The sequence below is a fragment of the Niveispirillum sp. BGYR6 genome (genome assembly GCF_027568365.1).
In the GTDB taxonomy this organism is placed as follows: domain Bacteria; phylum Pseudomonadota; class Alphaproteobacteria; order Azospirillales; family Azospirillaceae; genus Niveispirillum.
Genome location: NZ_JANLNL010000015.1, coordinates 53,997 through 67,936 on the forward strand (window position 1 = coordinate 53,997; position 13,940 = coordinate 67,936).

Below are 13,940 nucleotides of genomic sequence, written 5' to 3' on the forward strand. Positions count from 1 at the left end.
GCAGCACCCAAGGCGGCACCGTAAAATCTGCACAACTGCTTTCATAATCACAAAAGGGGCGCAGCCCCATCCATGCACAGGGAAGGTTTCCGGACGATGCAATCCATTCACTCGCGCCGGCGGGCGCTGTTGCTGCTGGGGGCGACGACATTCATGCCGACCATCATGGGCGATCTGGCCGTCGCGGCCGAAGCGGTGAGCATTCCCCAGGCGGGCCGGGGTGACCGGCTGGTCGGGGCCAATTTCGCCGGCCGGTCAGAGGTGATTGCCCGCAACGGGGCGGCGGCCACCAGCCAGCCGCTGGCCACCCAGGTGGCGATTGCCATCCTGATGCAGGGCGGTTCGGCCGTGGATGCGGCCATTGCCGCCAATGCCACGCTGGGCCTGATGGAACCCACCGGCAGCGGCATGGGCGGCGACCTGTTCGCCCTGGTCTGGGACCCCAAGACCAACAAGGTGCATGGGCTGAACGCCTCTGGCCGCGCGCCCAAGGGGCAGAGCCTGGAAGCCTTGACCCAGCGGCTGGGGCCGGGCAAGCCCATCCCGTCGCACGGGTCGCTGTCCGTCACGGTGCCGGGGGCGGTGGATGGCTGGTTCGAACTGCATGGCAAGTTCGGCAAGCTGTCGATGGAACAGGTGCTGGCCCCCGCCATCAACTATGCCCGCGACGGCTTCCCGCTGTCGCCGTTCATCGCCAAGGGCTGGGCCGGGAATTTCCGCCGGTTCGACCAGTTGGGCAGCGTGATCGAGGAATTGGAGAACGCCAAGAAGACCTATCTGATCAATGGCAAGCCCCCGGTGGCGGGGCAGATTTTCCGCAATCCCGATCTGGCCAATTCCCTGTCCCTGGTGGCCAAGGGCGGGCGCGATGCCTATTACAAGGGCACCATCGCCCGCACCATCGATGCCTATATGAAGCGCATCGGCGGCCCGCTGCGGTATGAGGATTTCGCCGCCCATCACAGCGACTGGGTACAGCCCATCACCACCAGTTACCGTGGGCATGATCTGTGGCAGATCCCGCCCAATGGCCAGGGACTGGCCACCTTGCAGATGATGAACATTCTGGAAGGGTACGACCTGAAGGCGATGGGCCATAACAGCGCCGATTTCATCCATGTGTCGGTTGAGGCCAAGAAGCTGGCCTTCGCCGACCGGTCGCGCTGGTATGCTGATCAGGATTTCGTGAAGCTTCCGATTGAAAAGCTGATCTCCAAGGAATATGCCGCCCAACGCCGGGGCCTGATCGACAGGACCAAGGCGGGGGCCCCGGAAACCGGCATCATGCCGGAAAGCCACGACACCATTTTCCTGACCACGGCTGACAAGGACGGGATGATGGTGGCGCTGATCCAGTCCAATTATCGCGGCATGGGTTCAGGTCTGGTGCCCGATGGGCTGGGCTTCATGCTGCAGGATCGCGGGGAGCAGTTCGCACTTGATCCCAAGCACCCCAATGTCTATGCGCCCGGCAAGCGGCCCTTCCACACCATCATTCCCGGCATGGTGACCAAGGATGGCAAGGCCTTCCTCTCCTATGGCGTGATGGGCGGGGCCATGCAGCCGCAGGGCCATGTGCAGGTGCTGGTGAACATCATCGATTTCGGCATGAATGTGCAGGAAGCGGGCGACGCCGCCCGCTGGCAGCATGAAGGCTCCCCCGAACCGACGGGGGAAAAGGGCGATGGCGTCGGTACGCTTTATCTGGAACAGGGGATCGCACCCGATGTGGTGGAGGCGCTGAGGACGCGCGGCCATAAGGTGGAGATCAAGCCCGGCCTGCATTATGGCAGCTACGAAGCCATTCTGCGCGACCATGCCAATGGCGTTTACCATGCCGGCACGGAAATGCGCGTGGATGGCAATGCGGCGGGTTATTGAGGCACGCCAAGGGGCGCGGCTTTGCGCTATCTTGTCGCCAAAGTGACGGGTTAACCATAAAGAACAGAAGGCAATCCATGGTCATTTCCCCCTCCCGCCGCGCCATGCTGGGCGGCGTTGCCGCGGTGGCGCTGGGCCTTACCGGTGCGCTTCCCGCCCTTGCCCAGGCCGCCGGCCCCGGCCCGTTGAGCCTGTCGCCCGCCGCCACGCCGAAGGACAAGGGCGATGTGGCCGCCCTGAATGCCTTCCTGGAAGAGGTGTATGAGGCGGCCTTGTCATTGTCGCCGGAAACGCAGACCTATCGCGGGCGCAAAACCAATTATGACCGCTGGGATGATGACAGCGACGCCTTTGCCGATCTGGCCGTCGACCGCACCCGCCAGGCGTTGAAGCTGCTGCGCCAGGGCTGGGACCCGGCCAAGCTGCCGCCGGCTGCGCGGCTGAATTACCGGCTCTATGAAAATGAGTGCGAGATGGAGATTGCGGCCCACCGCTGGCGGGCCTGGAACTATCCGCTGAACCATCTCTGGGGCCGGCATACTGGCATCCCCAGCTTCCTGGTGAATGCCCATCAGGTGGCGGATATCGGCGATGCGCGGGCCTATCTGGCCCGGCTGGAGGGGATTCCCCGGCTGATCCAGCAGACCATCGATCGTGGCTATGACAGTGCCGCCAAGGGCATCATCCCGCCTAAATTCTCCCTGACCCGGATGCGGCCGGATATCCGGTCGATCATCAGCGGCGTGCCCTTCGATGACAGCGGCGACGACAATATGCTGTTCATCGATTTCAAGGCCAAGGTGGATGCGCTGAGCATTCCCCAGGCGGAGAAAGACAAGCTGGTGGCCGATTGCCGCCGCATCCTGGTGGAAAAGGTCAAGCCCGCCTATCAGGCGCTGGATGTGGCCGCCGGCAAGCTGGAGGAACAGGCGACCCAGGAAGACGGTGTCTGGAAGCTGCCGGATGGCGATGCCTATTACCGGCTGGCCGTGAAGCTGCAGACCACCACCGACATGACGCCGGACCAGATCCACGCGCTGGGTCTGAAGCATGTCGGCCTTTTGCAGGCGGAAATGCGCGGCATCATGGAGAAGGTCGGCTTCAAGGGCAGTTTGCAGGAATTTTTCCAGCATCTGCGCACCGATCCGAAATTCTATTTCAGCAATGATGAAGCCGGCCGCGCCCTCTATCTGGCCCATTGCGAGAAGGTGCTGGCCGATTTCACCGCCCGGCTGGATGAATGGTTCATCACCAAGCCCAAGGCCCCGCTGGTGGTGAAGGCGGTGGAGCCCTACCGGGAAAAGACTTCCCCGCCGGCCTTCTATAACCAGCCCTCGCCTGATGGCAAACGGCCCGGCATCTTCTATGCCAACCTGTCCAACATGCAGGAAATGGCCAAATGGCAGTCCGATGCCATCATCTATCATGAAGGCATTCCTGGCCATCACATGCAGATCGCCATTTCCCAGGAACTGGGCGATGTGCCCAGCTTCCGCCGCTTCAGCCTCTATGGCGCCTATGTGGAAGGCTGGGGGCTCTATTCGGAAATGCTGCCCAAGGAGGTGGGGTTCTATCAGGACCCCTATGCCGATTTCGGGCGGTTGACGACGCAGATCTGGCGGGCGGTGCGGCTGGTAGTGGATAGCGGTATCCATGCCAAGAAATGGACTCGCCAGCAGGCCATCGATTATTTCGTCGCCAACACCCCGCTGAACCGCGATCAGGTGGAGCGGGAGGTGAACCGCTATATCGTCAGCCCCGGTCAGGCCACCAGCTATTATGTCGGCATGTTGCGCATCATGGAACTGCGCGAACAGGCCAAGCGGGAACTGGGCAAGAAATTCGACCTGCGCCAGTTCCACGATCTGGTCCTGCGCACCGGGGCCGTGCCGCTGGAAATATTGGCCGAACAGGTGAAAGACTGGATCAAGACGCAGAAAGCGTAAGGATTGAACCAGACGCGGCGGGCATCAGATTGCCCGCCGTTTTTCTTCTATGGGGTATGGGATGCGACGTCTGCTTGCTTCTGTTCTTCTGCTGGCGGCCCTTTTCCTGCCGACAACCGGCTTTGCCGCCCCGGCACTGGACACCACACCGCGCATCGCCGTGATGTCGGCCTATGCGCCGGAACTGGTGGTGCTGTTGGCGGCGACCCGGGACAAGCAGACCTACAGCGTCAATGGCATCGACTTCACCACCGGCACGCTGGGCGGCAAAAAGGTGGTGCTGGTGCTGTCCGGCATCAGCATGGTCAATGCCGCCATGACGACGCAGATGCTGGTGGACCGGTTCGATGTGCGGGCCCTGCTGTTCAGCGGTGTCGCCGGCGGGGTGGATGGGGGCCTGCATATTGGCGATGTGGCCGTGCCCGGCCGCTGGGGCCAGTATCTGGAAACCCATATCGTGCGACAGACGGCGGATGGTTCCCTGGCGCCGGTGCCCTGGGCCAGCCTGCCCTATCCGCCGATGGGCGTCTTCCAGCCCTCCAACGCCTATGTAAGGCGGGAAGGCAAGGCGGAACCGGAGCGCAAATTCTGGTTCGCCGTTGACCCCGCCCTGTTGGCACTGGCGGAAAAGCTGGTGCCGACGGTGGTGCTGGATCGCTGTGCCGCCAACAGAACCTGCCTGGAAACCACGCCCAAGGGTGTGGTGGGCGGCGATGCCGTCTCCGGCCCCGCCTTCATGGATAATGCGGCCTGGCGGGACTATCTTTCCCGCACCATGCAGGCGCGGGTGGTGGATATGGAGACGGCGGCCGTGGCCCTGGTGGCCGAACAAAACCGGTTGCCCTTCATCGCCTTCCGCAGCGTCTCCGACCTGGCGGGGGCAGACCCGGATACCAATCGGATCAACACCTTCCTGGGGCTGGCGGCCAGCAATGCCGCCAAGGTATTGATCAGCTTCCTGGCAGAAATGCCGCTGATAGACCGTAAGAATTAATCCGTAAAGATGTGCCTACCTATCCGATTGGGTGGGAAAACCCGGCTTCAAACCGGGCGGGAACGGTCTACAGTCAATCAACGAAGCTATGGTGACAAATAGCGAAGCTGGTTGAATTGTTGCGATCCGTCCTCTCCCGCCGTTTTTTTCTCGCCATGGGCGCTGCAGCCGGAATTTGTTCCGGTCTGCCAGCCCGGGCCAATGTGGGCCGCCTGCGGGTGGCCCTGGCTGCACCGGGCCGGCAGTCCGACCCGTTCTGGCAGATGTCCGCGTCCATCATGCGGGCGGCGGCCCGCGATCTGGATATTGACCTGATCATCGAATGGGGGGAACGCGACCGCAGCCAGATCATCGCCCTGGGCGAAGCACTGGTCGATCAGCAGCCCGATTATCTGCTGGTGGTCAATGAATATCGCACGGCCGTCCCCCTCATCCAGGCGGCCCAGCGCCGTAACATCCCCTGCCTTCTCACCTTCAGCGGCCTGATGGAAGAAGATGTTGCCATGCTGAATAATGGCGGTGGGATTCACTATCTGCTGGGCTCCCTGATGCCGGATAATCTCGGGGCTGGCCGTTTCATGGCCCGTGCCCTGATCGAAACAACACGGCGGGCCGGCCTGTCCAGGGATGGCAAGGTGCCGCTGATTGCCATCGGTGGCGCACGTTCCGCCGTTGCCGCCCTGGATCGGCTGGCCGGGCTTTATCAGGTGTTGCGCGCGGATCCCGCCGCCCAGCTGCTGGATGAGGTATCGGTGAACTGGAGCCGGGAGGAGGCCTATCAGCGCACCCTGGCCCTGCTGCGCCGCCAGCCGCAGGTCACCGCTGTTTGGGCGGCCAATGATGATATGGCGCTGGGGGCCATGCAGGCCGCCATTGATCTGGGCCGGCGCCCCGGCGGCGATATTTTCTTCGTTGGCCTGAACTGGCAGCGGGAAGCGCTGGATGCCGTGGCCGACGGGCGGATGCGCCTTTCCATGGGCGGCCATTTCCTGGTCGGCGCCTGGGCGCTGGCTTTGCTGCGCGACCATTATGACAGTGGGCAGGCCCCGATCACCGGCGTGCGTGAAGTGGTGAAGCTGGCCGTGATGGATCGGGAACGGGTGGCCCTTTACCGCCAGCATTTCGGGGGCGGCGGCTGGGAAAGGCTGGATTACCGGCGTTTCCGCCAGGGCGACGCCGCCCCCGGCTTTGCGGTGGAGCCGCTGCTGGCCCAATTGCCCCCGGCCAAACCGCTGGGCGATTTCCGCGGCTGAACGGGCTGGGGTCAGCCGCGGCGCTGAAACAGCGCCGCCACCGCCGCCTTGCCCTGTACCAATCCCTCATTGGTCAGGTACAGGCTTTTACTTTTGTTGCGGGCATCATCAATCAGCCCCATGGCGTGCAGCTTATCCAGCACCGACCAGTCATAGCCTTTCCAGGTCTGATGCAACCCCTCCCGCCCCAGATAAAGCAGGGCCAGGGCGGCCTTGGCCACCGCCTCCTCATCAATCTGGTCCCAGTCGATGCGGTGCTGATCGACCAGCGCCTGTATTTCCGGTGTCATCCAGGGCTCTGAGTGGGACATCAGGCTTCTTCCTCTGCGGTAAGCAGGCTGGTGCCTGCATAGATATCGGCCAGGGACAGCTGAACATCCAGCAGGGCCAGGGGCAGCAGCGGCTGGCGGCTTGTCACCAGATCAATATGCCAGGGGCCGCCCGCTTCGGCGCGGTGATAATGGGTGATGCGGGCAGCCTTGGTATCCAGCACCAGATAATGCCGCAGCTCCGGCATTTCCCGGTACAGTTCCCATTTCCAGCTGTAATCATCCTCTGCCGTGGATTTTGACAGAACCTCCGCCACCAGCCCGGCGCCGCCGATGAATTGGTCTTCATCGCGCACCGGGCGACAGGTGACAAATACATCCGGATAGACGACATCCTGGGCGTGATCGGGGGCCAGCTTCTGGTTCTGCTGGAACGCCTCGCAGCTGTGCTGGCGGGCGGCAGGGGCCAGCAGCAGGAACAGGTTGCCGGCGATGCGGTTATGCACCACCTGCCCACCCGCCATCATGCGGATGATGCCGCCCAGAAATTCGTAACGATCCTCCGCCTGGGCTTCCCAGGCCAGGAACTCATCACGGCTGTTGATGCGGTAGCGTCGTGCCTCGGCCATGCCAGCCTCCCTCATCCTCGCCCCATCATAGGCCGAAACCGGGCCGGGATGAAGGGAGGCTGAAGGGCGCCAGGTGCGTTACCCCGGTATCCGGCGCACCGGCGGCAGGGCGTTGCACAGGTCGATATGGCCGGCGGGGCGGATGAAGAAATCATCCTGCCGTTGCCGCCGTGCCTCCAGCCACTGGCCATAGCTGGCGCTTTGGCCGGACAGGACGTGGATTTTCTCCCGCGCTGCCGCCGGCACATCGGCGGCCAGTGTCACGGATTTGATCGGCGTGCGCTGTTCCGGCTTCTCATAGAAGCCCAGATTGCCGGTGCCGCGGGGCAGGGCCGTCAGATGTTCCATCCCCCACAGCACCCTTCCCACCACGGTGATCACCCGGTCCAGCGCGCGGGGGCTGTGGCCAATGACGGTGTAAAGCTCTGCCCCGCTGCCGCTGTCCACCGCCATGTCGCGGCCCACGCCGACAATGCCATAGCAATGGGTCATCCAGGCTTCGCCGGTCTGCCGGTCGCGGGCGGCGGGGAAAATATCGGAAATCCCAACTTCCGGGGCGAAGGCATCCGGGTCGGGCAGGGGGGTGAAGGGCAGGCTTGCCACGCCGCCGGGTACGGTGAATTCTGGCGCCAGCTTGTCCTTGGCCGTTTTCATCGGGCGCGGGGTTTCTTCCGGCATCCCCCATTGGGTGACGTAATTATCCTGCACCCGCACCACGGCGGTGCCGTCATACCAATGTTCACGCGCCAGCTTGCGCATATTCTCCACATGTGCCGGCGCGAAGCCGGGGGCCAGCTCCACCACCACCCGGCCCGTTGGCAGCTCTATATAGAAGGTGTTCTCCGGCACCGGTTCGCGCCAGTCCGCCAGGGGGGAGGCGTCCAGCACCTCCTTGGGCGTGGGGTGGCGCGTTTCGGCGGCCTGGGCGGGGGCCGCCAGTGCCAGGGCAAGGGCCAGCAGGGGCAGGCAACGGGCGAGGTGCATTTTGATTATTCTTTCCGTCGGGATTGCTGTGCTGTCCACTGTCCCAGAAGCGGCGGTTTCCCTCAAGGTTCCAGCTTCTTGCCGGTGAAGGGGTTCCAGCCCTTGGCCGCCAGCACGGCCCAGGCGGTGGCCCCCAGATGCGGTTGGCGGAAATAGAAGAAATCCGCCTCCTTGCTGTCCGGCCCGATGGCAAAACCGGTGCTGAGCTTCGCCCCGCGCGTGGCCCAGAGATAGCCGCCGGGGCTGATATCCCCGGTCAGGCTTTCCAGCAGCGCGGCCGCCTTTTCCGCCTGACCGGTGGCGCGATAGGCAAGGGCTGCCTGTGCCGTGCCCTCCACCCACACACCATCGCGGTCGGCGTTGAAATCAAACCCGCCTGCCACCCCATGGGCCTGTTCGGCATAGGTGAGCGCGCGTTGCCATTCCGCCGGCGCCTCGGCCAGCAGCAGGGGCCAGAGCTGGGCATCCAGGCCGGAATTGCCCTCATTCACTGTGGCGCCATCCTCCAGCGTGCCGGTGGGGAACCAGCCCTTGTCCGCCCGCCAGAGGACATCCAGAAAACCGCGCGCCCTGGCGGTGCCATCCGCCCAGGGGCCGGGGGTGCCGGCGCGTTGCAGCCAGCCGAACAGGGCCAGCAGATCGGTATTATGCTCGGTCGATTTCCAGGTCAGCTTCACCGGCTGGGCGTCATAGCCATGCAGCCCGCCGGTAAAACCCCCTTGGCCGCGCGTATCAGCAGCATTGTCCAGCACCCAGCGGCCCAGCTTGGCGGCCCCTTCCTGAAACCGCTGGTCGCCCGTCGATTCCGCCAGCGTCAGCAGGGCCAGCCCGGCCCAGGCGACATTGCCGGTGCTGGTGCCCACCTGATAGGCATCCTCCGCCCAGCGGCCCGGCTTTTCCTGCCACCAGCCATTGGGCGGGATGGGCCGTTCCTGCTGTGGCCCGGCGCGATAGGCGGTGCGCAGCCGCCCCGCCACCGGCCCGGCCCGGTCGTCCAGCGTGGCGGCCAGCAGCGCCTCCCCGATGCGTTTGGCCTGGGCGCGTTCACCGCAGGCGGTCAGCGCGATGACGGCCAGGGCATTGTCATAGGTGAAGGCGGCGGTTTTCAAGGCCGGTTCCGCCGGCGCGCCGCTGCCGCTGGCGGCATCATAGCTGCGCAGGAAGGCGGGGCCTTTGCCGGGGATGCTGTCCACAGCGATGGACAGCGACCCGCACAGCCGGTTGGAGAGCAGTTTGGCCGCATCCACCGGCCGTTCAGCCGCCATCACCGGCAAAGCCGCCGCCAGGCTGATGCCACAGGCCAGCGCCCGCGCCAGAGATTGCCGGAACCTCACCATGCCTCTTCCTTCTGCAAGGCTGAACTGGCGCAATCATAGTCGCGGATCGTCACGGAAATCTGCCCCTTCTGTGCCGACAGCCGATAGGTCTGGCGGATGTCCGACCCGTGATCGTCGCAGGCCCAGAAGGGGACTTCCACGGCCGACCCGCCCTTGGCCAGGGCCTGCCATGCCGCCTTGCTCATCACCAGGGCCCGGTCAGGCCGGGCGGTGGAGTGCAGCAGGTGCAGCCGGCCCGTTGCCGGGTCGATGCCGGCAGCGGCGTAATATTGTTTGGCGGTGGGCAGCACATTGGTCTGGAACAGGAATTCCAGCGCCTTGCCATCGCCGTCATAATCACCCAGCGCCATGATGCGGACCGGCGGGCGGGCCTGGACGCGGGCGGTGAAGGCGGCGATTTCCGCCGCCCCGGCCTTTGCCATATCCCCATCCCGGTCTTGCACTGGCCAGCGCTGCAGGGCGGCATTGCCACTATCCAACCCTGCTAGGTCGCTGTCCCGGAAGGCAGGGGCAAGGTCCAGCCGGTCCAGCAGGGTGCCATCCGCCCCACGCCGTTCCAGAAACAGCGCCCCTTGCTCGCCATAGGCAAAGCCGTTGCAGGGGCCGGTATCGGCCGTTGCCAGATCATCCAGCCCGCAGAAGGGCCGGGTCGGCCCGTCCCAGACCAGCCGCCATGTCTCCGATCTTCCATCCACGGAAACCTGAATTTCCTCCCGCACAGTTGGCGTCTGCGCCAGGGTGGCGGGTGCCGCCAGCAGCGACAGCAGCAGGGCAAGCCGGGTGATCATGGGGCGCATCAACGGCAATCCTTCAGCAAGGCAAGGGCCTGTCTGCCATTATCCCCGCGCCCGCAGCCCGGCGGCAAGGGTGGCGACCAGTTCTTCCATCAGCAGGTCGGGATCGGTGCGGGAGACACGGGCCAGGTTGCCGGACACGATCCCCTCGCACAGGCCATTCACGGAGGCCCAGATGGTGGTCGCCGCGCGTTCCAGCCGCGCCTCGTCCCCATCGGGGATCAGCGGCGCGATGGCGGCCTCCACCCCGCGCCGGAGTCGGGCCACTTTTTCCAGAAACCAGTCGGGTACCGGTTCGTCCGTCGTTGGTGGACGGTTATCGATCAGGGCCAGATACAGGTTCAAATGGGTAGAGGCGAAGGCCAGATAGGCCCGCGCCTGGGCCAGCAACCGCTGTTCGGGGCTGGCCTGGGGGCCGCCGGCCGCCAGATCCGCCGCCCCCACCGCCACGGCCAGCCGTTCCAGCAGCTCTGCATTCAGATGCAGCTTTACCGTGTCCAGGTTGGGATAGAGATTATACAGCGTGCCGACGGAACAGCCGACGGAGAGTGCCAGTTGCCGTGCCGTCAGGGCACCCAGACCTTGGTCGGCCACCAGACGCCTTGCCTCATGCAACACAACCTGGGCAAGTTCGGCACGCGGCTGACGGCTCATGTGATTTTTTCCTGAAAATCCTGGACCTTCTGGGAAACGATCTTATCTGTACTGCGTGACGCTGGCAGCAAGGATTAAAGAAAATTGTCGTCGCGCTGACCGTGCTACAGACAGAAGGCAGACACCGCAGAGCTGCATATTGAAGCCACGCGAACCCTGACGTAAAACCCATCGCAGAATTTTACGCTACTGCACCCGGCCCGGCATTCACGAAAAATGTCGGGCGCATCGACCGGAACTCCCAATGGCCCCCTACGATCAAGCCCCGAGCGAGCGCTATTCCTTCCTTTTCGGCGCCAACGGCACCTTCATCGCGGAACTGTACGCCCGGTATCAGCAGGACCCCAACAGCGTCGATGCCAGTTGGCAGCGCTTCTTCGCCGAACTGGGCGATGAAGGCCAGGCCATCCTGGCAGAGCTGAATGGTGCCTCCTGGGCGAAGAATACCGCCAAGGTCATCGGCGCCGCCGATCCGGATGCGCCCGTTGCCAAGCCGGGCAAGGGGGATGCGAAGGGTGACAAGGCTGCCGCTACTGCCCCGGCCCCGGCCCCGGCCCCGGTTGCCGGCATCAGCCCGGCGCAGGTCCGTCAGGCCCAGCTGGACAGCATCCGCGCCCTGATGCTGATCCGCAATTACCGCGTCCGTGGCCATCTGTTGGCCAAGCTGGACCCGCTGGGCATGGACAAGCGCGCCGAGCACGCGGAGCTGGATTACCGCCATTACGGCTTCACCGATGCCGACCTGGACCGCCCCATCTTCATCAACAACGTGCTGGGGATGGAAACGGCGACGCTGCGCCAGATCGTGGATGCGCTGCAGCGCACCTATTGCGGTCATATCGGCGTGGAGTTCATGCATATCCAGGATCCGGAGCAGAAGGCCTGGATTCAGGAACGCATCGAAGGCATCCGCAACCAGACGGATTTCACGACCCTGGGCAAGAAGGCCATTCTGCAGCGCCTGACGGCAGCGGAAGGGTTCGAGAAGTTCCTGCAGCTGAAATATACCGGCACCAAGCGTTTCGGCCTGGAAGGTGGTGAGGTGCTGGTGCCCGCCATCGAGCAGGTGATGAAGCGCGGCGGCCAGCTGGGCCTGAAGGAGATTGTGCTGGGCATGGCCCATCGCGGTCGCCTGAACGTGCTGACCAACGTGCTGGGCAAGCCGTTCAAGGCCGTGTTCAGCGAGTTCCAGGGCAACCCGGCCAACCCGGAAGATGTGCAGGGTTCCGGCGACGTGAAGTACCATATGGGGACTTCCAGCGACCGTGACTTTGATGGCAACACCATCCACCTGTCGCTGTCGCCCAACCCGTCGCATCTGGAAGTGGTGAACCCGGTCGTCTGCGGCCGCGTGCGCGCGAAGCAGTGCCAGATTTCCGGCCAGGTGCCGCCGTCGGACGAAAGCCGCAACCAGGTTCTGGGCGTGCTGCTGCATGGCGATGCCGCCTTTGCCGGCCAGGGTCTGGTGCCCGAGACGCTGTTGCTGTCCGAACTGAAGGGCTACCGCACCGGCGGTATCATCCACTTCATCATCAACAACCAGATCGGCTTCACCACCGCCCCGCAGTACAGCCGTTCCGGCCCGTACCCGACGGAAGTGGCCAAGTCGATCCAGGCGCCGATCTTCCATGTCAATGGTGACGATCCGGAAGCCGTCATCCATGTCAGCCGTATCGCCATCGAATTCCGTCAGAAGTTCCTGAAGGATGTCGTGGTCGACGTGGTCTGCTATCGCCGCCAGGGCCATAATGAAGGCGACGAGCCGGCATTCACCCAGCCGCTGATGTACAAGACCATCGCCAAGCAGGAGACGACGCGCCAGCTCTATGCCAAGCAGCTGGTCGCCGAAGGCGTGGTCAGCCAGGAAGAATCCGACGGCATGGTCAATGAATTCATGGGCCATATGGACCAGGAATTCCAGGCCAGCACCTCCTTCAAGCCCAACAAGGCCGACTGGCTGGAAGGCAAGTGGTCGGGCCTGACCGCTGCCGGTGCCCAGTATAACCGTGGCAGCACCGCCGTGCCGGTGGATGTGCTGAAGGAAGTGGGTCTGGCCATTTCCCGCACGCCGGACGGCTTCAACACCAACACCAAGGTTGCCCGCCAGCTGAAGGCCAAGCAGCAGGCGATTGAAACCGGTGAAGGCATTGACTGGGCCACCGGCGAAGCCCTGGCCTTCGGCACGCTGGCCGTGGAAGGCAACCCGGTGCGCCTGTCGGGCCAGGATGTGGGCCGTGGCACCTTCTCCCAGCGCCATTGCGTGCTGACCGATCAGGTCAACGAGGAGAAGTATGTCGCGCTGAACCATATCCGTCCGGGCGAGCAGGCGACGTTTGAGGTGCATGACAGCCCGCTGTCCGAAGCCGCCGTGCTGGGCTTCGAATATGGCTTCTCCCTGGCTGAACCGCACGCGCTGACCATCTGGGAAGCTCAGTTCGGTGACTTCGTGAACGGCGCGCAGGTCATCATCGACCAGTTCATCAGCTCGGCCGAATCGAAGTGGCTGCGCATGTCCGGTCTGGTCATGCTGCTGCCGCACGGCATGGAAGGCCAGGGTCCGGAACACAGCTCCGCCCGTCTGGAACGCTTCCTGCAAAACTCGGCGGAAGATAACTGGCAGGTCTGCAACATCACCACCCCGGCCAATTATTTCCACGCCCTGCGCCGTCAGCTGCGCCGCGATTTCCGCAAGCCGCTGATCGTGATGTCGCCGAAGTCGCTGCTGCGTCACAAGCTGTGCGTCTCCCCGCTGGCCGATTTCACTGGCGACAGCACCTTCCACCGCGTGCTGGGCGATGCCGCCCCGGATCTGGTGGCGGGCGCACAGGTGCGCCGCGTCGTGCTCTGCTCTGGCAAGGTCTATTACGACCTGTTCCAGGAACGCGAAGCGCGCGGCATCAAGGATGTGGCCATCGTCCGCCTGGAACAGCTCTATCCCTTCCCGCATGAGGCGCTGGCGGTGGAACTGGCCAAGTATCCGAACGCTGATGTGGTCTGGTGCCAGGAAGAATCGGAGAACCAGGGCGCCTGGAACTTCGCCGACCGTCGTATCGAAAAGGTGCTGACGGCCATCGGGCACAAGGCTGGCCGGCCGAAATATGCGGGCCGCGCGGAATCGGCGGCACCGGCCACCGGTCTGCTGCGCCGTCATAACCAGGAGCAGGCGAAGCTTCTGAACGACGCGCTGTCGGTCTGATCG

General features: G+C 64.1%; 11 protein-coding genes. 5 read left to right on the forward strand and 6 right to left on the reverse strand.

Going from position 1 to position 13,940, the window contains the following annotated elements; all coding sequences use genetic code 11:
• The first annotated feature begins 96 nt into the window (after positions 1 to 96).
• The 4 genes from ggt (at position 97) to PCJ49_RS22980 (ending at position 6,074) form a co-directional block, all read left to right on the forward strand.
• Complete coding sequence (gene ggt / locus PCJ49_RS22965) at positions 97 to 1,881, forward strand: gamma-glutamyltransferase (RefSeq protein WP_269913009.1); 1,785 nt, start codon at positions 97 to 99, stop codon at positions 1,879 to 1,881.
• 77 nt (positions 1,882 to 1,958) lie between these two features.
• Positions 1,959 to 3,827: a DUF885 domain-containing protein gene (locus PCJ49_RS22970; RefSeq protein WP_269913010.1), complete on the forward strand. Its 1,869-nt coding sequence runs from the start codon at positions 1,959 to 1,961 to the stop codon at positions 3,825 to 3,827.
• A 61-nt stretch (positions 3,828 to 3,888) separates the two neighbouring features.
• Entirely contained in the window at positions 3,889 to 4,821 is a 933-nt protein-coding gene (locus PCJ49_RS22975; protein ID WP_269913011.1) for a 5'-methylthioadenosine/S-adenosylhomocysteine nucleosidase, read from the forward strand.
• Between the two features lie 116 nt (positions 4,822 to 4,937).
• On the forward strand, positions 4,938 to 6,074 hold the full coding sequence (locus PCJ49_RS22980; RefSeq protein ID WP_269913012.1) for an ABC transporter substrate-binding protein: 1,137 nt from the start codon (positions 4,938 to 4,940) through the stop codon (positions 6,072 to 6,074).
• A gap of 11 nt (positions 6,075 to 6,085) precedes the next feature.
• Here the strand turns inward: PCJ49_RS22980 and PCJ49_RS22985 are convergent, their stop codons facing one another.
• The 6 genes from PCJ49_RS22985 to PCJ49_RS23010 form a co-directional block, all read right to left on the reverse strand.
• Positions 6,086 to 6,385, reverse strand: a complete 300-nt coding sequence (locus tag PCJ49_RS22985) for a DUF6429 family protein (protein ID WP_269913013.1) — start codon at positions 6,383 to 6,385, stop codon at positions 6,086 to 6,088.
• Positions 6,385 to 6,972, reverse strand: coding sequence for a Uma2 family endonuclease (locus PCJ49_RS22990; protein ID WP_269913014.1), 588 nt, complete (start codon positions 6,970 to 6,972; stop codon positions 6,385 to 6,387). Before PCJ49_RS22990 ends, PCJ49_RS22985 begins: the two co-directional genes overlap by 1 nt.
• 78 nt (positions 6,973 to 7,050) lie before the next feature.
• The gene (locus PCJ49_RS22995) at positions 7,051 to 7,956 is read right to left on the reverse strand and encodes a peptidylprolyl isomerase (protein ID WP_269913015.1); all 906 of its coding nucleotides are present in this window, start codon (positions 7,954 to 7,956) and stop codon (positions 7,051 to 7,053) included.
• Between the two features lie 62 nt (positions 7,957 to 8,018).
• The gene (locus PCJ49_RS23000; protein ID WP_269913016.1) at positions 8,019 to 9,293 is read right to left on the reverse strand and encodes a hypothetical protein; all 1,275 of its coding nucleotides are present in this window, start codon (positions 9,291 to 9,293) and stop codon (positions 8,019 to 8,021) included.
• Positions 9,287 to 10,090 (reverse strand): hypothetical protein, encoded by an 804-nt coding sequence (locus PCJ49_RS23005; RefSeq protein ID WP_269913017.1) that lies wholly within the window; start codon positions 10,088 to 10,090, stop codon positions 9,287 to 9,289. Before PCJ49_RS23005 ends, PCJ49_RS23000 begins: the two co-directional genes overlap by 7 nt.
• Before the next feature lie 39 nt (positions 10,091 to 10,129).
• Complete coding sequence (locus PCJ49_RS23010) at positions 10,130 to 10,741, reverse strand: TetR-like C-terminal domain-containing protein (protein WP_269913018.1); 612 nt, start codon at positions 10,739 to 10,741, stop codon at positions 10,130 to 10,132.
• A 244-nt stretch (positions 10,742 to 10,985) separates the two neighbouring features.
• On the opposite strand from PCJ49_RS23010, the gene PCJ49_RS23015 reads away from it, so the two are divergent.
• Positions 10,986 to 13,937 carry a 2-oxoglutarate dehydrogenase E1 component gene (locus PCJ49_RS23015; protein ID WP_269913019.1) on the forward strand — a complete coding sequence of 984 codons (2,952 nt, stop codon included), beginning with the start codon at positions 10,986 to 10,988 and terminating at the stop codon, positions 13,935 to 13,937.
• The last annotated feature ends 3 nt before the right edge of the window (positions 13,938 to 13,940 follow it).